The sequence below is a fragment of the Pseudomonas migulae NBRC 103157 genome, assembly GCF_002091715.1.
In the GTDB taxonomy this organism is placed as follows: domain Bacteria; phylum Pseudomonadota; class Gammaproteobacteria; order Pseudomonadales; family Pseudomonadaceae; genus Aquipseudomonas; species Aquipseudomonas migulae_A.
Genome location: NZ_BDAG01000004.1, coordinates 178,005 through 199,596, shown reverse-complemented (window position 1 = coordinate 199,596; position 21,592 = coordinate 178,005). Strand labels below are relative to the sequence as shown.

Below are 21,592 nucleotides of genomic sequence, written 5' to 3'. Positions count from 1 at the left end.
TGACTGCGCTGCAGTCACTCATCATTTGCCACTAAAAGGAAGCCGACATGGAATCCCCAACCCACAGCCTCCCCGCTCTGTTCAAACAACTCGGCCTGCCAGATGACGCCGAAAGCATCGATAAATTCATCGCCACCCACTCACCGCTCAAACCGGAACTGCACTTGGCCGACGCCTTTTTCTGGAGCCCGAGCCAGGCGCAATTTTTGCGCGACGACATTCTGGAAGACGCGGATTGGGCGGAGGTGGTGGATCAGTTGGATGTGCTGCTGAGGAAGGGGCGCGGGGTGTAAAGAGCGCAAAACCTCGTCACAGGTTTTTTGGAAGATTTCAAACGGAGGTCTGTTAGAAGGAGAATTGTTTCAAAACTTGACCAACTTTCCTCTCAAATGCAATATTGATAGTTAGCAAACTAACAGTGTGTCTTTTCTTCCGTGTCAAAAAACCTCGACGTTCTCCAGATGAACATCAGCAGCTCCATGGTGGTGGCCGCCCGGCATTGGCGGAAGATCTGCCAGACCACGCTGGTCAACTATGGAATCTCCGAAGCCTGCGCCGTCCCGCTGTTGATGATCGGTCGGCTGGGCGAGGGGGTGCGGCAGGTGACGGTGGCGCAGGCGGCCGGGATGGAGAGTCCGTCTCTGGTGCGTCTGCTCGATCAGCTGTGTCATGCCGGCTACGTTCGTCGAACCGAAGATGCGCAGGACCGCCGCGCCAAGTGCCTGAGCCTGACTGACACTGGCCGTGAGCTGGTCCAGGCGGTTGAAGTCGAGCTGGTGCGCTTGCGCAATGAAGTGCTGGAAGGTATCGCCCCGAGTGATCTGGAAGCGGCGTTGCGGGTATTGAAAGCGTTCGAGGCGGCCAACGCACCGTCGGTGGTGAACCCTTGAGCGGATTTTTTACCGGCGTTCCTCCGGCGCGAGACTGGTTCTACGGTGTGCGGACGTTCGCGGCGTCAATGATCGCGTTGTACATCGCCATGCTCATGCAAATGCCGCGTCCGTATTGGGCGATGGCCACGGTCTATATCGTTTCCAGCCCCTTCGTCGGGCCGACCAGTTCCAAGGCGTTGTACCGCGCAGTCGGTACGTTTCTCGGCGCGGCGGCGGCGGTTTTTTTCGTGCCGATGTTTGTTCAGAATCCCTATGTGCTGGTGGTGGTCATCGCGTTGTGGACCGGGATTCTGCTGTTCCTGTCGCTGCACCTGCGCACCGCCAACAGTTACGCCTTGATGCTTGCCGGATACACCTTGCCGCTGATCGCCTTGCCGGTGGTGGATAACCCGTTGGCAGTGTGGGACGTGGCCGAGGCGCGGACTGAAGAGATCTTCCTCGGCATCGCCGTCGCGGCAGTGGTCGGCGCGATGTTCTGGCCCCGGCGGCTGGCGCCGGTGTTCAACGATTCGGTGAACAAATGGTTCGCCGATGCCTCGACCTACAGCCTGCGTTTTCTCAACCGCAACGTGCAGCCAGACGAAGTCAGCGCGCTGCGTGCATCAATGGTCGCAACCTTCAACACCCTGGAATTGATGATCGGCCAGTTGCCCCACGAGGGCGCGCGCCCGCAAACCGTGCGCAACACCAAGGAACTGCGCGGGCGAATGATTCATTTGTTGCCGGTGATCGACGCCCTCGACGATGCGCTTTATGCCCTCGAACGTCGCACGCCGGAGCTTGTGGACAAGTTCGCACCGTTGTTGGTGGCGACCACTGAATGGCTGGACTACAAAGACGCCGACCTCGACCGCTGGCAAACGCTGAAAGATCAACTCGTAGCGCTGCAACCCGATGCCCAAGCGCTGGATGATCGCAAGCAACTGTTGTTTTCCAACGCCCTGTACCGTCTCGGCGAATGGATCGATCTGTGGCAAGACTGCCGCAGCCTGCAATACGCCATTCAGTGCGAAAGCCAGGACAGTTGGCGCGCGGTGTATCGGCACTGGCGCCTCGGTCGCCTGTCGCCGTTTCTCGACCACGGGCTGATGCTTTACTCAGCGGCGTCCACGGTCACCGCGATCATCGTCGCCTCGGTGCTGTGGATTTTGCTCGGCTGGACCGACGGTGGCAGTGCGGTGATTCTGGCGGCGGTGGCGTGCAGCTTTTTCGCCTCGATGGACGACCCGGCACCGCAGATCTACCGGTTCTTTTTCTGGACGGCAATGTCGGTGTTGTTCGCCAGTCTTTATCTGTTTCTGGTTCTGCCCAACCTGCACGATTTCCCGATGCTGGTACTGGCGTTCGCCGTGCCGTTCATCTGCATCGGCACCCTGACGGTCAAGCCGCAATTTTACCTGGGCATGCTGCTGACGCTGGTCAACACTTCATCCTTCATCAGTATCCAGGGCGCTTACGACGCGGATTTCCTCAGCTTCGCCAACTCCAACCTGGCCGGCCCGGTCGGTTTGTTGTTCGCCTTTGTCTGGACCCTGATCGCCCGGCCCTTCGGCGCGGAACTGGCGGCCAAGCGCCTGACCCGTTTCAGCTGGCGCGACATCGTCAGCCTCACCGAACCGGCTTCGCTGGCCGAACACCGGCAGTTGGGCGTGCAGGTCCTCGACCGATTGATGCAGCATTTGCCGCGTCTGGCGATGACCGGCCAGGACACCGGCATCGCGCTGCGAGAAGTGCGCGTGGCGCTGAACCTGCTCGACCTGCTCGCCTACACACCGCGTGTGCTCGGCGTACCGCAGGTGTTGCTGCATCAGGTGGTGGCCGAAGTCGGCGAGTATTTCAAAGCCTGCCTCAAGGCTGGCGAACGGTTGCCGGCGCCCAGTGCGTTGTTGATGACCATGGACCGCACGCGCCGCGCCCTCAACCGCGAATGCGATGACGGTGCCCGCCTGCACCTGCTGCACGCCTTGAGCGGTTTGCGTCTGGCATTACTTCCCGGCGTTGAATTCGTCGGCGCCGGCGAGCTCGAAGAACCGCTTCCCCATGGCATCGATGGAGCGCCTTTATGATCGGTGATCTGGATATCAGCGGGGTGTTCCTGCCCACGCTGCTGGTGCTGATGGGCATTACCTATGTGATTTACCTGCTGGTGCACGGGTTGCTGACGCGCCTGCACTTTTACCGTCTGGTCTGGCACCGGGCATTGTTCAACGTGGCTCTCTACGCTTTGCTGCTCGGCGCCGTGGACTCACTCAGTCGATACCTGATGACATGAAAAAACCTTTGCTGACCCTCGGCCGTGTGGTCCTGACCCTGTTGATCGTGACCTTCGCCGTCGTCGTGGTCTGGCGCATGGTGATGTATTACATGTTCGCCCCGTGGACCCGCGACGGGCATATCCGCGCCGACATCGTGCAGATCGCCCCGGACGTGTCCGGCTTGATCCAGCAGGTCGAGGTGCACGACAACCAGCTGGTGAAACGCGGCCAGGTGCTGTTCAGCATCGATCAGGACCGTTTCAAACTCGCGCTGCGCCAGGCCAAAGCGGCGGTCGCCGACCGTCAGGAAACCCTGGCGCAGGCGCAACGCGAAGCCAAGCGTAACCGCGGCCTCGGCAACCTGGTGCCGGGCGAGCAACTGGAAGAGAGCCAATCGCGGGTGGCCCGCGCCGAAGTGGCGTTGATGGAAGCGCAGGTGGCGGTGGACAGCGCTCAGCTCAACCTCGATCGCTCGACCATCCGCAGCCCGGTCGATGGCTACGTCAACGACCGTGCACCGCGTGCGCAGGAATTCGTCACCGCCGGGCGTCCGGTGTTGTCGGTGGTGGACAGCCATTCGTTTCACATCGACGGCTATTTCGAGGAAACCAAGCTCGACGGCATTCATGTTGGCCAGAGCGTCGACATTCGGGTGATCGGCGACCGCGCTCGCCTGCGCGGCCACGTGGAAAGCATCGTCGCCGGCATCGAGGACCGCGACCGCAGCAGTGGCAGCAACCTGTTGCCCAACGTCAACCCGGCGTTCAGTTGGGTGCGGCTGGCCCAGCGGATTCCGGTGCGGATTGCCTTCGATGACGTGCCGGCGGATTTCCGCATGATTGCCGGGCGCACCGCGACGGTGTCGATCATCGATGACCAGCAGCAGGAGCCGGCAAAATGAGCAGGGCCTCGGGTTTGGCGGTTGCCGGGTTAGGTCTGCTGCTGTCGGCGTGTCAGGTGGTCGGGCCGGATTATCACCTGCCGGACGAAGCCGCCGTACACCGTGAGGATTTTCAGGGCGACCTGGCGGCAAACGGCAAAAATGTTGTCTCGGCGCCGGTGCCCAGCGACTGGTGGCGCCTGTATCACGACCCGCGTCTGGACCAGTTGGTGCAGCAGGCCATGGCCTCCAATACCGACTTGCGCGTGGCTGCCGCGAACCTTTCCCGTGCCCGCGCTCAGGTCGATGAAGCCCAGGCCGCAGGCGGCTGGAGTGGCGGCGTGAAACTCGGCGCCCAGCGTTTGCAGGAATCCGGCGAAGCCTTCTTGCTTCCGGAAAAAGTGCCCGTGGCCAACGTCGGTGACATCGGCATCACCACCTCGTATCAATTCGACCTGTTCGGCACCTTGCAGCGCGGGATCGAGGCGGCCAAGGCCAATGCCGATGCGACGCAAGCGGCGGCGGATACGGCGCGAATCACCTTGGTGGCCGATGTCGTCCGGGCGTACACCCAAGTGTGCGCGGCCAACGAAGAACGGGAAATCGCCCAGCATTCCCTCGACCTGCAAGCCCAGGGCACCACGCTGATCCAGCGTTTGCGCGATGCGGGGCGTGGCGATGAAACCCAGGTCACCCGCTCGCAAACCCAATTCAAATCCCTGCGCGCCGACATGCCGCGTTATGAAGCGGCGCGTCAGGCGGGCTTGTTCCGTTTGTCGATGTTGCTGGCCAAACCGGTCGACCAATTGCCGGCCGGCACCAGCGACTGCGCCGAGTTGCCGAAAATTGCGCAATTGTTGCCGGTCGGTGACGGCGCCACGTTGCTCAAGCGCCGCCCCGATGTGCGTCAGGCCGAACGCCGACTGGCCGCCGCGACCGCGGGTATCGGCATCGCCACCGGCGAGTTGTACCCGGACATCAGCATCGGCGCGACCGTCGACACAGTCGGTATTCTGGAGAATCTCGGCAAACCGGCGACTAACCGCTGGGGCTTCGGCCCGTTGCTGACCTGGACCGTGCCGTCCAATGGCTCCCGGGCGCGAATCCGCGAGGCCGAAGCGGCGACCCAAGGCGCGCTGGCGCACTTCGATGGCGTGGTGCTCAACGCTATTCGTGAGACACAGACCGGTCTGGCGCAGTACTCCGCGTTGCTGCAACGTCGCGATGCCCTGGCGGATGCCGAACAATCAGCAAAACTGGCGGCCGACCAGACGCACCGCTTCTTCCAGGCCGGTCGTGAATCGTTCCTGGCAGACCTGCAAGCGACTCGCACCTACACCGATGTGCGGGCGCAACTGGCTTCCGCCAACACGCAAGTCGCCATGAGTCAGATCGATTTGTTCCTGGCGCTGGGCGGTGGCTGGGAAAGCGGACGAACGCAAGCGACGAACACCAGCAAACCCTGAGGCCGTTGCTATGCTTTGACTTGATGAGGTCGCGCGTCGAACTCATTAATCAAGGCTCGCGTTGGTCATGGGGACTCTAATAATGAAAAACCCTTATGCTCCCGGCTTCTGGTGCGCTATTGCGGCATTGGTGTTGCTGTCGGCCACCTATTTCTACGGCATCATGCTGGCCCACCAGATCGACAAGGCGCTGGTGTTCCTCGACAGCGCCGCCGCGCTGATCGCCGTAATGGCCATCGTGGTGGTGGCCTGGGCTTCGCTCCAGGGCCAGCGCATCAAAAAAAGACAAATGGAACAAGGCAAGACGCTGGTACTGATCTGGGACACCAAGGTCGCTTTGCGCCGGGTCGAAACGGTGTTCGACCGGTATTTCTGGGGCAGTTACTGGCAACCGGGGCGCACGTTCCAGGAAGTCATGGGCGAACTCACCGGCACACCGCTGGAAAAAAGCCTCGAGACCTTGAAGAAGCAATGCCTGGCGCTGGACAAGCAAGTGTCCGACGACGGCTGGCATTGGTTGAACAATGCCCGTGAACTCTCCGATGTCGCCTCCGCGATGGCCCGCGAACGCTATCAGTTGGACTTCTGCGACCCGCGCGCGGACGTGACGGGCGGCGCGGTGATCAATCGGGATTTTGAGGTGCTGGTTTATACGTGGACCGCGCGGCTGAAAAGTTTTGATCATCAGCTGGATGAGATTGAGGTTCAGTATTCCTGAATTGATGTTGCCTGGGCTGACGCCATCGCCAGCAAGCCGGCTCCTACAGAGCTTGTGTCGTTCACGAATATCGCGCACGACGCTAACCCTGTAGGAGCCGGCTTGCTGGCGATGGCGATTTCATGTCCGCCGAAACTCTCGACCAATGCATACGGTCCATAGACACTCTTTAACCTTTAAACATTGGGCCCCCCGGTGCGCCTGATGCTAATCTCCATCGCACTTTAAAACGCAGTCGTGACCGTAGCCCATCAAGGGTTCAGGGAAGACGACCACACCTCAGACAACGGACATTGAACGGGTCATTCATGAATAAATCAGCAGGCGTGCTTCTTGGAATTGTCGTGGCCATCGGTGCAATCAGCGCCGGCGGTGCCTGGTTCACCGGCACCAAACTCGAAGGGGTGCTTAACACCTCGATCGCCGACGCCAACAAGGAACTGCAAGCCGCGCTGGTCGGTTCCAATGGCACCGCGTCGCTGGAGCTGGTGTCGCTTGAGCGCCACGTGTTCAGCAGCACCGCGCACTACCGCCTCAAAGGCCAAGGCGAGATGTTCGGCGAGGCACCGGTCGAATTGCTCTTCGTCGATCACATCGAACACGGCCCGCTGCCGTTCTCGCGTCTGGTGTCGCTGAAGTGGCTGCCGGTCCTGGCCACCAGTCACTACGAGCTGGAAAAGACGCCGGTCACCGAGAAGTGGTTCGCCGCCGCCAAGGACAAATCGCCGCTCACTGGCGTGGTCAACATCGGCTACGACAATGCCACCAACGGCACCCTCGCATTGCTGCCGCTGGATGTCGCGCTGGATGACAAGTCCCACCTGAAATTTTCCGGCCTGAACCTCGATGTCTCGGCCAACGCCCAGGCACAGAAAGTCAAAGCCAACGGCTACATGGACAGCTTCACACTGACCACCGTGGCTGAAGACCAGACACCGGTAAAAGTCGAGTTGAGCGGCCTGACCCTGGCCAGCAATCTCGTCAAAAGTACCTACGGCTACTACACCGGCGAGAACACCGTCGAGCTGACCGACAGCAAAACCACGTTCGGCGCGCAACAGTCGGTGTTGGGCATCAAGAAATTCGAAATGAAGAACCAGACCGAGGAGTCGGGCACCAGCGCTTCCGGGCGTGCCGATTACAAGATCGGCGAAGTGTCCCTGAACGGCAAGACGGTCGGTTCTGCGCAGATGGCCATGAGCCTGAAGAACCTCGACATCCCGGCGACAATGTCGTTGATGCAGGTCTATCAGACCAAACTGCAACCCTACGAAAAAGCCGCCGCCGAAGCGGCTGCCGCTGGCGAGCCGGCACCCGAGCTGGTCTTGACCCCAGCCGAAGAAGCCCAGGTGAAAACCGGTCTGGAGAAACTGCTGGCAGCCGGTCCGCAGGTCGCTCTGGAGAACCTTTCGTTCACCACCGCCAACGGTGAAAGCCGCGCCAACCTGGTGCTCGACCTGACCAAGCCACAATCCATGGACCTGCCGCCAGATCAACTGACCCAACAGCTGATCGCCCTGCTGGACCTCAATGTCCAGGTGTCCAAACCGATGCTGGTTGATTTGCTCAGCGTCCAAGGGCAAATCGACGGTCAGACCGACGCCAAGGTCATCGCCGATCAGGCCACGGCCACCGCTGACATGTTCGGTGCCATGGCGGTCGGCACGCAGTTCGCCAAACTGGACGGCAATAACATCGTCACCAAACTGCACTACGCCAACAAACAGGTGGAATTCAACGGCCAGAAAATGACCGTCGAAGAGTTTGTCGGCTTCGTCATGAGCAAGCTCGGTGGTGTCGAAGTCGCCCAGTAAGCCCTGTAGGCGCTGCCGAAGGCTGCGATCTTTTGATCTCCAAAGGCAAAAGATCGCAACCTGCGGCAGCTTCTACCCATGTTCAGAGCAATCGCGAATCAGCCGCCATGCCTCGTCGACAGGCAGCGGCTGTTTCATTCGCTCGGCCAGCATCGCCATCGCCCGCTCTTCATCGCAGGCGACGGCGGCGGTCACCACGCCGTTCTTGCCGAACAGGCCGATAAAGGGTGGATGGTACGGATCGCCCTTGAACTCGACCTCGTCCCACGTTTCGGCGTGACCGAGATAGTCGTAGTTTTTACCGAAGTGCCAGGTCCAGAAGTACGGCACATCCAGGTAATGCTCGTCGCCGCCCAGCATATTCGCTGCCGCAATCCGTGCGTGCTGTTGTGCCAGGCGCCAATGCTCGATCCGTTGCGGCTGGCCGTTGAGCGGGAAGGTCGCGATATCACCGGCCGCCCACAGTCCTTCGGTCACGCGCATACCGCCGTCGACCTTCAGGGAATGATCTTTTTCCATGGGTAAATCTTCAAACGGGCCGGTTGCCGGGCTGACGCCAATGCCGACCAATACCAAGTCCGCCGGCAAACGCTGACCGTTCTTCAGTTTCACCGCTTCGACCCTGTCTGTGCCCTCAATCTGCGCGGCTTCGCTGTCGGTGTGAAACACCACGCCGTGGGCTACATGGCGGGCAAGAATCGCTTTGCCGACCGTTTCGCCAAACTGTTTGGCGAAGGGCACCTCGTGGCGGGCCAGCACGGTGACGTCCAGGCCGTATTTGCGTAGCGCCGATGCGGATTCCAGCGCGATAAAGCTGTCACCGATAATCACTGCCCGTTGGCCTGGCTGGGCCGCGGCCAGGATTTTTTGTGCCTGGTCTTTCGAGCGCAGCAAGAACACTTGCGGCAGGTCGGCGCCAGGTAAATCGAGAGATCTGGGTGTGCCGCCCGTGGCGATCAGCGCGGCGTCATAGGTCAATGTCTGGCCATCCTTGAGCTGCACGGTCCGGGCCTTGGCATCCAGGCTCGTCACTTCACCGTTTATGCGATCGATGCGCTGCTCGCGATAAAAGTTGTCATCACGCAGCGGTGGGACTTCCCCTGGCGGCATCTCCCCGGCAATCACGAATTTGCTCAACACGGTGCGGTCGTAGCCTGCGTCAGGTTCGCGGTCGATCAACAGCACGCGGCCGCCAAAACCCTTTTCGCGCAGCGCCGCCGCACCCGCCGTACCAGCGGCGCCGGCGCCGATGATCACAAACGTACGTTCGTCATCGGCCGGCGGGGTGTGAGCATCGTCCAGCGGCTGATCGTCGAGCCAGACTTCGTCGTCGCGCAGCTCCAGGGGGTAACGCTTGAGGCTGTCCAGCGACGGCGGTTCACACAACGCGCCGTCCTCGATCCGGTACGCCGCCTTGTGCCACGGGCAAATCAGGCGCCCGTGACACAGCGCCCCTTCGGCCAGCGGCGCCCCGGCGTGTGGGCATTCACCCTGATAGGCGCGCAGTTGATCGCCGACCCGCAGCAAGACGACTCTGGTGTCCCCAATCCGGACTTCCAGGCCTCGGTCATCGGGAACATCGGCAAAACGGGCAACGCGGTGCAGTGCCATGATCGTTCTCCAGGCAGGCGTTTCACTTAAGAGTTTGGCGCTTATCCCGAGGTTCAGCCAATTCCCACTGCCACCGCACGAACGGTTTGGCTATAGTTTGCACGCCGACCACGGCCCCACCCGCACAAGGTGCTCCGGTATGACCCGATTGACCTCACTGAACCCTTGGCTGGCGGCCGTTGCCGTCGCCCTTTGCGTGCAGTTTCCGGCGCAGGCCCAGGAACGTTTCACCGTCAGCATCCCCGGCGTTTCGGACAACCGCCTGTTCACCTCGGCGGCGGCCAGCGATGCGGCCGGTTGCGGCGGCAAGAACCAGTCCCCGGCCCTGAGCTGGACCGCGCCCCCGCCGGGCACGTTGAGCTACGCGATCGTCATGCACGATCCGGATGGTCAGAAAGGCCTGGGTGTCGATCACTGGATTCACTACGGCATCAAGCCCGCAACCCGCCAGATTCCGCCCGGTGTCGGCGCCAAATCCGCCCTCGAAGGCGTGGGTGGCAGCAACAGCAAAGGCACCATCGGCTACATCGGGCCTTGCCCGCCGGTCGGCGACAGCTCTCACCACTACATCATCCAGCTCTACGCGCTCGACCTTGCTCCGGACGCCTTGCCCGCTGGCCTGACCCGCGCGCAGCTGCTGGAAAAAATCAAAGGTCATGTGCTGAAAAACAGCAGCGTGGTGCGGCGTTATCACCGCTGAAGTTTTTTTACTTCGGTTTAACCCGAATCGACCGGGCTGCCCGTCTCAGAGGATGAATGGATCAATTTCCTCCTGAGGTCAGCCCCCATGTCCCTCCCTCTGCATGTTTTCCGCCCGGCCGCCCAGGGTTTCGCCGCCGGGTTGCTGCTGGCCGTTGCCGGTTGCGGTGTTTCGTCCAAACCTGATGCCGCTGCCGTTCCGATTGTGGTTTCGCCTCCCGCGCAAGGTACGTTGGTGCGCAGCGAGGCGGTCATGGTCGATGCGACCATGGCCAAACGCAGTGTAAGCCCGGCGCCCATCGCGGGTTTTGCGCCTGAATCTTCACCTCCCGGCTATCAGGATGAACAGCGTGAGCAGTATCAGGCGCTGGCAGATAACCCGATTCACAGCGTGGCCGAAGCGCCAGTCTCCACCTTCAGCGCCGATGTCGACACGGGCGCCTACGCCAACGTTCGCCGCTTGCTCAATCAAGGTCGCCTGCCGCCCGAGGGTGCCGTGCGACTGGAGGAGATGGTCAATTACTTCCCCTACGATTACGCCCTGCCCACCGATGGTTCGCCGTTTGGCGTGACCACGGAATTGGCGCCATCACCGTGGAACCCGCATACGCGCTTGCTGCGCATCGGCATCAAGGCGTCGGACCGCGCAGTGGCTGAATTAGCCCCGGCGAACCTGGTGTTTCTGGTGGACGTGTCTGGCTCGATGGACCGGCGCGAGGGGTTACCGTTGGTCAAAAGCACCCTGAAATTGCTGGTCGATCAATTGCGCGAGCAGGATCGGGTGTCGCTGGTGGTCTACGCCGGCGATTCGCGTGTGGTGCTCGAGCCAACTTCCGGACGGGAAAAAGCGAAAATTCGCACAGCCATTGATCAATTGACTGCAGGCGGCTCCACCGCCGGGGCGTCGGGCATCGAGCTGGCCTATCAAATGGCGCAGCAAGCCTTTATCCCCAAAGGCATCAACCGCATCCTGCTGGCCACCGACGGCGACTTCAACGTCGGCATCAGCGACTTCGACAGCCTCAAGCAAATGGCTGTGGATAAACGCAAGACCGGCGTTTCCCTGACCACCCTGGGTTTTGGTGTGGATAACTACAATGAACACCTGATGGAACAACTGGCCGACGCTGGCGACGGCAACTACGCCTACATCGACAACCTGCGCGAGGCGCGCAAGGTGCTGGTGGATCAGCTCGGCTCGACCCTCGCCGTGGTGGCGAAAAACGTGAAGCTGCAAGTGGAGTTCAACCCGGCGCAGGTCAGCGAGTACCGTTTGTTGGGGTATGAGAATCGCGCGTTGAAGCGTGAAGATTTCAGCAACGACAAGGTTGATGCCGGTGAAATCGGCGCAGGGCATACGGTCACGGCGCTGTACGAAATTGTTCCGAAGGGGGAGAAGGGTTGGTTGGAGCCGTTGCGGTATGGCAGGTCCGATTCGGTTGTTTCCGGGATTAACGGAGAATTTGCAATGCTGCGTGTGCGTTATCAACCGCCCGAAGGTGGGAAAAGTCGCTTGATCGAGCATCCAATTGCAGGAGGGGCAGAAGGCAAGGCCAGTGACGACCTGCGTTTTGCGGCGGCCGTGGCGGCGTTTTCCCAGCAGCTCAAGGACGGCCGTTACACCGGTGATTTCAGCCTGAAGGACACCGAAGCCTTGGCTCGTGGTGCGCGAGGCGAAGATCGATTCGGTCTGCGCGCAGAGTTCGTTCAGCTGGTGGAACTGGCGCAGAGCCTGCGAACCACCACAGCATCCGCCCGTGAGCCGAGCAAAGGAGGCTACAACTGACATGTCTGCTCCCGAATCGAGCGACGAATCACTGCTGGCCCGCTATCGCTCAGGCGACGGGCCGGCGTTCGAGATTCTGTACGCCCGTCACCGGCAAGGTCTTTATCGGTTCCTCATCGGCCTCAGCGGCAAGCCCGAGCTGGCCGAAGAGGTTTACCAGGAAACCTGGCTGAGCCTGATCCGCAGCACCAGTCAGCCACAAGGCCGGGCGAATTTTCGTACCTGGCTCTACCAAATCGCCCGCAATCGCCTGATTGATCACTGGCGCAAACATGGAATTCGCAGCCCCTTGCACGATAGCTATGACGAACAGACCCACGCCCTGGCCGATGACACCGCCGATCCTGAACAGCTGCTGAGCCTGAGCCGCGATACTCAACGTCTCGAGGCCGCCCTGCAAACCTTGCCCACCGACCAGCGCGAAGTGTTCCTGCTGCGCGCCCACGGAGATCTCGACCTGCCGCAGATCGCCACCCTCACCGAAACACCGCTGGAAACCGTCAAAAGCCGCTTGCGCTATGCCCAGCAAAAACTGCGTCGGCTGCTGGCCGAGGAGGTACTGACATGACTGACGCCCGAAAAACTCCGGAAGACGAAGTGCTTCAGCATTTCCGCGAGCATTCGACCGGCGAACCACCGGCCCATCTTGATGCGTTCATTCTCGCCACCGCACAGCGTGAAGCGCCTGCGCCGAAACCGAACGTGTGGCAGCGCTGGGTTCAGGCTTGCCAGAAGCCTCGTTGGCAAGTGGCTTTTGCCAGCCTTGTCGGCGTCGCATTTATGCTGGCGCTGGTGCAGCGAACTCCAGAACAGCCCGCGAGTTACGACTTCGCGCCCAAAGCATCCGCACCGGCGGCCAAAAAAGAGGCCGCACAAGTGCCGTCTTCAGTTACGCGCTCCCTGGCAGCCCCAGTCCCGGCCGCACCGATGGCAGATTTTGCGGCACCTGCGCAGAGCGAATCGATCAATGCCGAAATGGCCGATGAAGCAAAAATCAGCAAACGCGCAGCCGCCCCGGTGAAAACGCTGGAGGAGCAATTGCTTGAAGTGGTTCGCCTGCAGAGCGCCGGTCAAACAAGCGAGGCGGATGCCTTGTTGGCGACATTGCACAAACGCTTTCCCAAGGAAAACCTTGCGGCGCGGCTCCAGGCGTTGAAGAAAAACTGAGGGCAACGGTGCTCCGCAATTTGGCATCCACCCCCGAAAGCGCGCACTATCGGCCTATAGCCGATGCGTTGGAGGATGCCGTGGCAAAAAAAATCGACCGCATCGCCCAAATGCTCAACTGCCCGGAAAAGGGCGAGGAACTGCGGCGAGCAGTGACTGAGAGTCGTAAGGAGTTTCTACTGGCGAAGCAGGCAGAAGAAACTCTGGAAGAAGACGTCCTTGATGAAGAAGAGTTTGAGGACGACGAGGACGATGATTACGACGAGTTTGATTGGACGACTGAATGAAAAAACCGCTTCGGCGGTTTTTACCACTTCCGAGCACGTTGCTGATGCGTGCCGTGCATGAAGAGCTACACGGTCGAAGCCCGCCGACCACAAAAAAGCCCCAGACCTTACGGCCTGAGGCTTTCTCGTTTCTACATATGGTGCCCAGGCGTCGTTTGAACCGACCGCTGCGGGCCACGGTTTGTAAGGGCCTGGCTAGTTGTGTTTGGGATAGGCATACACGTGGGCATACACGCCGCCGGATGCTGAGATTGGATTTTTAAACATTCCGTAGCATGCCGGCTCAAGCAAAGAGCTGGAGGTGTGGTGTTCTGTGGGGTGGTGGCTTAGCCTCAAGTACGGCGCGGTGCGCATGCGTCGAATGGAAAGCAGCTATCAGTGATCCTCCACCTGCAAATGGAATATTGAAAATGTCTATGGATAACAAGTCAGCCACCGGTCATGCCGGAGCGCATCAGAGCCCTGATGGCCGTTGGGTGTGTGGTCGAGCGCATGCTGGAGCCCATCAGAATCCAGATGGAAGCTGGGTTTGCGGTGGTGCCCATGCCGGTGCCCATCAAAATCCTAATGGCACCTGGGTCTGTGGTGGTGCCCATGCCGGTGCCCATCAGAATCCGAATGGCACCTGGGTCTGTGGCGGTGCCCATGCTGGAGCTCATCAGAATCCCGATGGCACCTGGGTCTGTGGTGGCGCACATGCCGGAGCACATCAGAATCCGAATGGCACCTGGGTCTGTGGTGACGCCCATGCCGGTGCCCATCAGAATCCCGATGGAACCTGGGTTTGTGGCGGTGTCCATGCCGGTGCCCATAAGAATCCAGACGGCACCTGGGTTTGTGGCGGCGCCCATGCCGGAGCTCATCAGAATCCGAATGGCACCTGGGTCTGTGGCGGTGCCCATGCCGGCGCCCACCAGAATCCCGATGGAACCTGGGTTTGTGGCGGTGCCCATGCTGGTGCTCATCAGAACCCTAATGGCACCTGGGTCTGTGGTGGCGCCCATGCCGGTGCCCATCAGAATCCAAATGGACAATGGGTTTGCGCATAACTGAAAGGAGATGCCTCTAAACTTTCCCTCCCGGGTTACCGAAAGCTGCTGGGGACCCTGGGAGAACTGTTGCTACACGGGGTCGGAAACCCGCGGCATCGTGTTAGCGACAGGCTACGCAGCTTACTGAAATTTCAAACGTTGAAATTGAAAGGATCTTGAAGAAAAAGGGGCATCGTTACCGTGTCGGTAATGATGCCCCTTTGTGTTGCTGATAACGCACGCTTGGCGTTGGTCAACCGAGTCAACGCCGTCAACCTGTCAACCAACTTAAAAAATCCAGCCGCTAACGCGAACGCGCGGGTTCTTTGCCCCGTACCCAATCGAAATGCCCAGGGTCCCCGGCGAGCTACCAAGCGATAGGGCAAATGCACAGGTGAACAGCAGTTCACCAGGTTCACCTGTTCACTAAGCTGTGCACTTTTCCGCTAACACGATCACGCGGGTTTCCGACCCCGTACCCACCGAATATCCCTAGGGTCCCAGGCAATGTCAGTGCCGCGGTCGATACATCTCCCCTGTTCGTTATTGGCAGACGCCACCGTCCTAACGTCCTGGAGTGTGGCGAGCAGATGTTCGAATTCTGAATTATTCGATTGCAAGCCAGTACTGTTTCCGCTGACGGCGCTATCACCTATGGGGTGTGGGGGGCTAGAAAAGAGGTGTTACAGGTGTAGCGGGTGTTGCAGATGGTCATAACCAATTGAATTGTAAAGATTTTATTGGAGTTACACGTCGTTCTGCTTTTACGTGAGTAGGGTGTTACAAGCCAAACAGGTGTTACGTCAGCGTCTACAAAATTGGAAAACTCAACACCGCAATCGACCAGAAGCAGCCATTCAGAAAGGACAACTTTAGGCTCGAAGTAGCCTTTCGGAGCAACGTCTCCAATGGCCCAGCTGTAAAAACATCAGTTTCTTTGAGTGCCGTGCCAACGCTGCCGATGACGAGAATCCATATTGATACCCATTTCATGCAACAGGAGCCGTGACACAGCAGTACGCGGTGCAGTGCCGAACACGAACATTGTCCGATAGTGATGCTGCCCGTTGCGCCCGCTGAGCATATCTCTAGAATGAATGAATTTTGAACGTGGGTTGGGAATGCAAGAAATCGTGATAGATCCTCAAGAGTCGGAACTTAGCCCTCCGCTGGCAGAGTCTGGCCCTAGTGACACCTTTGCCCCCCTCTCGCCTCCTTATGCTCCTAAGTGCATCGACCTATTCGCTGGCGCCGGCGGCTTTTCGCTCGGAGCCATTAAGGCCGGAGTAAACGTAATTGGCGCATTAGAGATCAATAAAAAAGCGGCTGAAACGTATGCTCTAAACATTTCAAAGTCTGCTGGAAAACTGGTACCAATTATAAATGCCGACATACTCCCTTTAGAACCAGATGATGCCCTAGCTAGTTGGGGGGTTGCAGCAGGTGAGTGCGATATAATAATTGGCGGCCCACCATGCCAAGGGTTTTCTAGCCATCGGCTTAATAATCAAGGCGTTGGAGATCCACGAAACGAGCTATTATCTCGATACTTTGATTATGTAAAGAAAATTAGACCAAGAGTCTTTTTAGTAGAAAACGTTCCGGGGCTTTTATGGCCTCGCCACGCTGAATACCTTGAAAACTTCTATTCAATGGGTAAAAAAGCTAAATACGATCTTTTTCCTCCAGTAGTTCTCAACGCATGCGATTATGGCGTCCCTCAAAATCGCAAAAGGGTATTTATTCTAGGTATTGATAAAGAGAGGCCGTTCGATATCACATGGCCCCCTGCGCCCACGCATGTAGCACCAGGCACTCCAGATAACGTCCGAGAGGGAAGACCATTCTGGTTAAATGCTTCAGAGGTTTTCGGCAAAACTTTGTTAGATGACCCTAATGACAGACATATGAATCACTCTGAAGCACTAATCGAATTATTTAAAAATACTCCTATCAACGGCGGAAGTCGATCTGACTCGGGACGAGTCCTCAAGTGCCATGAAGGCCACGGTGGGCATAACGATGTATATGGGAGGATTAATCCGTCTAAACCAGGTCCTACTATGACCACCGCCTGCATAAATCCGTCTAAAGGTCGTTTTGTGCATCCGACGGAAAACCATGGAATTACACTACGCCAAGCGGCAAGATTCCAGACTTTCCCTGACAACTTTGTCTTCAGTGGAGGACTAATGGCTGCTGGCGAACAAATTGGCAACGCAGTTCCCATTCTCCTGGGGCAAGCTATCATTGAAAAAATCTCGCAAGCTCTTATGAGAGCGAGCTGATCAAGCTCGTCCTCACTTTTAGGGCTTTGGAAGACACACGAAATCAACACCAATCCTCGCACGCTGATAACCGGACTCCGCGAGAAATTTGTTCGCGTAATCGGATCGCAATAACGCGAGAGACTCAAATTCCGTAGCTATCATATTTGGCAAACCATCATCGTTTGGCCCAATAATTAAACCTGAGAACTTCGCATTTACAATTGCGCCTCCACCGGACAGAAGCATAGTCTCAAGTTTCATTTTCCTTGTTGTCCCATCTGCAACTTCAAGCACGACAGGAACACCATCTATAAAAAGGAAAATGTCCCTTCCTTCGGTAGCTACCTCCAAACGCTTTTGCAAACCATTTACAGGCGTTAGCCTGATAGTACTTATTGGGCGGTAAGGGTGTAATTCCTTATCCCACCCTATATTGTTTTGGCCCTCGACAAGATCGCAAGCTGGTGAAGCGCATAACCAATAGTTATGCCCACCATCTTTGGGAGCTCTGAAGACAACTCCAGTAGTCATCGCACCTTCAGCATGAGCGTCTGAACACAAATACTCATTTAGTGCGTGATAAATGTCCAGATTTGAAAGCCCGGACGCCTTCGCCATTCGAGCCGCTACTTCAACAGGTGTACCTTTCACACCATCAAGTAGTCTAGCTCCAAAGCCGACTACGATGTCATCAACCTCAAGTATGAGTTTTTCAAAAAGCCTACTATATAAGTCCCTGATATGACTACGGCGCTCGGCAGCCGTTGTTGAGGCTATAATTCGCAATAGCCAGCCCGCCTGGCGACGAGGTGTTTCTAAGACTTTTGCATCTACGGTGGTGCCAACTTTCTCTAGCGCCGCACGAGCATGAATCATCAGTAATCTTAGAGGCGAAGGATCCCACGAGATAAGCGCAGCGTGCAACTGCTCTAGAAGCACGGTCACTGGATTGCTTTTATTTACAATAACAGCAAACAGATTCCCCTCGGCAATCCACATTGGCTGCGCATCAGAAAAGCAGACTTCTACTTTTGCCCCGGTTTGGCGTGAGCTTAAAACATCCGCAGACAATTTGCTTTCCAAATATTCTCGACACAAAACGCCAATAGCCGAGCGTGTAAGTGGTTTTTTTATACCTTTTTCGTGTAAGAGTTTGATCAACTGTCGGGCACTAGCACCTCTATTGTCTGACCCGAGAAAGCCTTGGACTATTTCTACGTTGCACTCAGCCTTAATGGCATCATAGTCCTCAGGGTCCAACCCCTCAAAGAAGTCATTAACTTCTAGTAATTCAGCTGCGCTGACTTCGCAGCCGCCCCCCAAGCTATAGGCCACATCTCGCGCGACATCTGCAGGGGAAGCAGCCGTATAAATAATCACAATATTAAAATGATTTGATATCGCTAGTGACTGCAGGACGCCCAGAGCTTTCGTTGGGTCCTCGGGATTATCCGAGTCCAGATGAAAATCCAAAACCAACAGATCTGATTGATTAAGATGTTTTGCTCGTTCGAACTCCTCAGCCACTTGAACGGCATTATCGACATCACACAGCCAGCCCTGTCCTCGGCAAAATTCAAATAAGCTCCCAGCGCGCTCATAATCAAACTTTCGACTTTCCTGGCGAGCCATTTGGGCGTATGTGGGAAAATCATCGTCAAGCACGAGAGCGAAGCGAATAGGATCAATAAAGGCTTCTTTCAGCAATTCCGGTGTAATATCAGGCATCGAATCCATTCCGTAACGTAATTACAAAGCAAGCGCCCGACAGTAGCTTCCAAGGTTTTTCATTGGTATAAGAAATTGTATGTCCACCAGCCGCCAAAGTCTGTCGGCATAAATACAGACCTACACCTCGACCGCGTATGCGTCTAGTGAAAAACAACTCGAATAAATTGCTTATATCATCTGCATCGATCCCAGGCCCATTATCACAAACAACAACCGAGCCATCTACGACATCGATCTCGACTACTTTTTCGCCGCTCGCGGGCAGCCAATACAACGAATTATTAATCAAGTTTATAAATACCGGGAATATTCTAGATGGGTATTCATAAAAACCGACTGACTTAAACTTGGCCGATACTCTTAATGAAACTTTTAACTCATCGAGGGAACTAGAGAAAAAAGCTCTAAGATACTCTTCTACTTTTTCACCCGTTATTCGTTGACGAATGTCGTTGCCGGAGACCTGCATTTGTGACAAAAACCGAAGCCGTTCTACGAGCTCATGCCTAGCCCAATTCGCTTCTGCGTATTCCTTCGTCTGTTTTATGTCCGAGGGTAATCGGTCGAGGCTTGTTTGAAGTCGACGATCTAAGACGTGTAGTTCATGGCTAAGTATCTCTACACTAATTCCAACTTGAGCTAGACTTTGAATTTTCTCTAGTCTACCTTCTAGAGTTTCAGTTCGAGCGCCCACGTAAGCAAATGCACCGTCTAAATCTATCCCTTTGGAAAGTTGTTCTAGGCTTCTCTTATAAGCCTCATATCTAGCAGAGAAACTTTCATTTAGCTGGACTTTTACCTCATCAATTTCAGAGAGAGCTGCACTCAAAGATACGCGCCCCTCTTCAACCTCAAACAATAAAGGAGAAACTTTTTTGTAAAACTCTTTCTGGTCTAATTGAATGTCGCTTGTAATTCTTGTCTGCTCTGATGCTAACATGTCAATAATCGAGCGGCGCCAACGTACAAGCTGATCCGCAATCGCACCCTGACTACTTGCAAATCGATTTTTAACAACGTCAATTGCTGGCTTTGCGTTGAGCCTCTCAGTTTCAAATGCCCATTCCCGCCGGACTGATTCTGCCATCTCGGCCAATACTACATACTGGTCTCTATACTCCCTGTATTTTTCCTCGAACTTTCCTAAAGTTTTCGGTTTGGGCGGCAGCTTAAGATCTGTCCGCATATCCTCAAGCTCATCAACTTTTTCAGATAGTTTCCAAAGCTCTTCCAAGTCTTGTTTGGCTAAGATTATTTTTAGCTGTTCAGCTAAAGAGTCTACCCGAGTCAAAGCCAACTCCAACTCAGGTAACTGATTTTTGACATATGCTTTAAAATTGTTTAGCTGACCGCTTCTGGCTTGTTTGGCGTTTTTGGCCGCCGCATTATTCTCGGCTTCTACTCCGGGCAGCAATTCTTTTCGTACTGGAGCATCACCACCAAAATACCGTCTCGCAGTTACTTTGAGCAGGTCTATTATGAGTGATTGAATTGCTCTACTAGCCCCGTTATCAATTAATCCTTCGCGCCCCGCCTTGTCTCGTAGATTTGGATTACCTGCGCGACTAATTGCTATGCGTCCAAAAATTCGCCTGCTTGCCCAAAATTCGCGGCCGGCGTGAAATTGTCGGCGCTCTTCGATTTTGAAAAAATCATTCTCAGGACGCCCGTATGGCATAACCCTAAGCCCATCTCTATAAACATTTAACCCGGAGTGGCTTTCCGCTCGATCCTTAACCTTTGCATAAATGTCTTCGCTTAGCGAACTTGTTCTAACCAGCGGTTCAAATGCACCAATACAAAGTGAAAATTTACCTACTCTATCTTTATACGATGTCGGGACGGGATGAGACGGTACAATTTCCACATTGCCAATATCCTTCCCAAAGACCGTCACTCTCCCACGAAATACACCGTATTCATCAACACTTCCAATTAAGCTGTGATCGAGACTTTCTATAAATTCAATTCCATAATCGTCTTCCTGGCTAACTACTATTTTTTCCCCAGAGCGATCATGGACCACAACGCTATAATTAAGAGCCTCATTTAGTGGGCTATAAGGGTCCGAAAAACCTGACAATGTCCGTATCATGGACGCCTTTATAGAGGCAGATTCATCAGATTGTCCAGCAACACCATCCGAAACCCAGGTTAGAAGTGCTGAGTTCAGCTCAGAAATTATAATAGCCGTTCCAGAGTCCTTCGCCCCTTCCCAGACAGGCCACTCCACCAAGAGCTTATCTATATTAAATTTCTGTTCTGCAGAGAATTTTATTTGTGCGGATATTGCATCTTTTACATTGTCTCGCTCCATAACTAACCTGTCGAACTCGGCCCAAGCGAATTTCAACCTGGCTTCTCGTACAGGGTCATCGGGCGAGCCTGATAAATTTTCAAGCAAAGCTTTCTGCATCTCCGGCAAAAGACCTAGAAGTTCTTTGGCCTCGGAGAAACCTATTACAGGTAACTTGACATCCTGCAATAACAAATAAGGATTCTCAAACAGTCGCCAATCTACTAAACATGCAACAAAATCGTTGCCCGTTTGCTTGGAAACTATCAGGGCTGTGGCGCCTAATGCCGCGACAGACAACCTTCCGATACCTTTTTGACCCTGCTTAGGCCGCTCAGTTAAGCCTTTTCGTAGCTCTTTGGGGACGGAATCATTCCCTGCCTTTGATTCCGTACCAACCACCAGCCACTTCTGGAGGAACTGCTCACGGGTCATTCCGTGACCGTCATCTAGCATCACTGCTACAGGCACATCGTCACCGTGGATGTGCAGGGAGACCTCCCGCGCGTAGGCATCGTAAGCATTTTTCCATAATTCGCTTACGGCGGTTGGGACGTCGGCAATCTGCTCACGCCCCAAATGGTCTATCGTTCGCGCCCGCGTTTGGAACGCAACAGATTCCTTCATATTTTTACTCAAAATGTCTTAAATTCCTTGGCCTGTTGCCTTTCGCAGATCATACGCCGAA

The 21,592-nt window shown here is 56.2% G+C and carries 18 protein-coding genes; 14 read left to right on the top strand and 4 right to left on the bottom strand.

Annotated elements, in window-relative coordinates:
- Positions 1-47: 47 nt before the first annotated feature.
- The 8 genes from PMI01S_RS05570 to PMI01S_RS05535 all read left to right on the top strand — a co-directional run bounded on the left by PMI01S_RS05570 (position 48) and on the right by PMI01S_RS05535 (position 8,026).
- Positions 48-293, top strand: a complete 246-nt coding sequence (locus PMI01S_RS05570) for a DUF2789 domain-containing protein (RefSeq protein WP_084318359.1) — start codon at positions 48-50, stop codon at positions 291-293.
- A gap of 168 nt (positions 294-461) precedes the next feature.
- A complete protein-coding gene (locus PMI01S_RS05565) occupies positions 462-890 on the top strand; it encodes a MarR family winged helix-turn-helix transcriptional regulator (protein WP_084318358.1) in 429 nt (142 codons plus the stop codon).
- Positions 887-2,959, top strand: a complete 2,073-nt coding sequence (locus PMI01S_RS05560; RefSeq protein ID WP_084318357.1) for an FUSC family protein — start codon at positions 887-889, stop codon at positions 2,957-2,959. Before PMI01S_RS05565 ends, PMI01S_RS05560 begins: the two co-directional genes overlap by 4 nt.
- A complete protein-coding gene (locus PMI01S_RS05555) occupies positions 2,956-3,165 on the top strand; it encodes a DUF1656 domain-containing protein (protein ID WP_008034684.1) in 210 nt (69 codons plus the stop codon). The genes PMI01S_RS05560 and PMI01S_RS05555 overlap by 4 nt, the downstream gene beginning before the upstream one ends.
- A complete protein-coding gene (locus tag PMI01S_RS05550) occupies positions 3,162-4,049 on the top strand; it encodes an efflux RND transporter periplasmic adaptor subunit (protein WP_084318356.1) in 888 nt (295 codons plus the stop codon). The genes PMI01S_RS05555 and PMI01S_RS05550 overlap by 4 nt, the downstream gene beginning before the upstream one ends.
- Positions 4,046-5,494 carry an efflux transporter outer membrane subunit gene (locus tag PMI01S_RS05545; protein WP_084318355.1) on the top strand — a complete coding sequence of 483 codons (1,449 nt, stop codon included), beginning with the start codon at positions 4,046-4,048 and terminating at the stop codon, positions 5,492-5,494. The genes PMI01S_RS05550 and PMI01S_RS05545 overlap by 4 nt, the downstream gene beginning before the upstream one ends.
- Positions 5,495-5,576: 82 nt before the next feature.
- Entirely contained in the window at positions 5,577-6,212 is a 636-nt protein-coding gene (locus tag PMI01S_RS05540; protein WP_084318354.1) for an NADH:ubiquinone oxidoreductase subunit N, read from the top strand.
- 308 nt (positions 6,213-6,520) lie between these two features.
- Entirely contained in the window at positions 6,521-8,026 is a 1,506-nt protein-coding gene (locus tag PMI01S_RS05535) for a YdgA family protein (protein WP_084318353.1), read from the top strand.
- A 72-nt stretch (positions 8,027-8,098) separates the two neighbouring features.
- On the opposite strand, the gene PMI01S_RS05530 is transcribed toward PMI01S_RS05535, so the two are convergent.
- Positions 8,099-9,637 carry an FAD-dependent oxidoreductase gene (locus PMI01S_RS05530; RefSeq protein ID WP_084318352.1) on the bottom strand — a complete coding sequence of 513 codons (1,539 nt, stop codon included), beginning with the start codon at positions 9,635-9,637 and terminating at the stop codon, positions 8,099-8,101.
- A gap of 139 nt (positions 9,638-9,776) precedes the next feature.
- Here PMI01S_RS05530 and PMI01S_RS05525 point away from each other — a divergent pair, with 139 nt between their 5' ends.
- From PMI01S_RS05525 to PMI01S_RS05505, 5 genes are all read left to right on the top strand, one after another.
- Complete coding sequence (locus PMI01S_RS05525; protein ID WP_084318351.1) at positions 9,777-10,337, top strand: YbhB/YbcL family Raf kinase inhibitor-like protein; 561 nt, start codon at positions 9,777-9,779, stop codon at positions 10,335-10,337.
- 87 nt (positions 10,338-10,424) lie between these two features.
- The gene (locus PMI01S_RS05520; RefSeq protein WP_084318350.1) at positions 10,425-12,122 is read left to right on the top strand and encodes a vWA domain-containing protein; all 1,698 of its coding nucleotides are present in this window, start codon (positions 10,425-10,427) and stop codon (positions 12,120-12,122) included.
- 1 nt (position 12,123) lies between these two features.
- Positions 12,124-12,690 carry an RNA polymerase sigma factor gene (locus tag PMI01S_RS05515; RefSeq protein ID WP_084318349.1) on the top strand — a complete coding sequence of 189 codons (567 nt, stop codon included), beginning with the start codon at positions 12,124-12,126 and terminating at the stop codon, positions 12,688-12,690.
- Positions 12,687-13,289, top strand: a complete 603-nt coding sequence (locus tag PMI01S_RS05510; RefSeq protein WP_084318348.1) for a hypothetical protein — start codon at positions 12,687-12,689, stop codon at positions 13,287-13,289. The genes PMI01S_RS05515 and PMI01S_RS05510 overlap by 4 nt, the downstream gene beginning before the upstream one ends.
- 20 nt (positions 13,290-13,309) lie before the next feature.
- Positions 13,310-13,576 carry a hypothetical protein gene (locus PMI01S_RS05505; RefSeq protein WP_235864391.1) on the top strand — a complete coding sequence of 89 codons (267 nt, stop codon included), beginning with the start codon at positions 13,310-13,312 and terminating at the stop codon, positions 13,574-13,576.
- A 428-nt stretch (positions 13,577-14,004) separates the two neighbouring features.
- Here the strand turns inward: PMI01S_RS05505 and PMI01S_RS30915 are convergent, their stop codons facing one another.
- A complete protein-coding gene (locus tag PMI01S_RS30915) occupies positions 14,005-14,529 on the bottom strand; it encodes a hypothetical protein (protein ID WP_090473873.1) in 525 nt (174 codons plus the stop codon).
- A 1,199-nt stretch (positions 14,530-15,728) separates the two neighbouring features.
- On the opposite strand from PMI01S_RS30915, the gene PMI01S_RS05495 reads away from it, so the two are divergent.
- Positions 15,729-16,895, top strand: coding sequence for a DNA cytosine methyltransferase (locus PMI01S_RS05495; RefSeq protein WP_084318346.1), 1,167 nt, complete (start codon positions 15,729-15,731; stop codon positions 16,893-16,895).
- Positions 16,896-16,913: 18 nt separating this feature from the next.
- On the opposite strand, the gene PMI01S_RS05490 is transcribed toward PMI01S_RS05495, so the two are convergent.
- Both PMI01S_RS05490 and PMI01S_RS05485 read right to left on the bottom strand, forming a co-directional pair.
- Positions 16,914-18,605, bottom strand: coding sequence for a response regulator receiver domain (locus PMI01S_RS05490; protein ID WP_084318345.1), 1,692 nt, complete (start codon positions 18,603-18,605; stop codon positions 16,914-16,916).
- Positions 18,598-21,531, bottom strand: coding sequence for an ATP-binding protein (locus PMI01S_RS05485; RefSeq protein WP_084318344.1), 2,934 nt, complete (start codon positions 21,529-21,531; stop codon positions 18,598-18,600). The genes PMI01S_RS05490 and PMI01S_RS05485 overlap by 8 nt, the downstream gene beginning before the upstream one ends.
- Between the last annotated feature and the right edge of the window lie 61 nt (positions 21,532-21,592).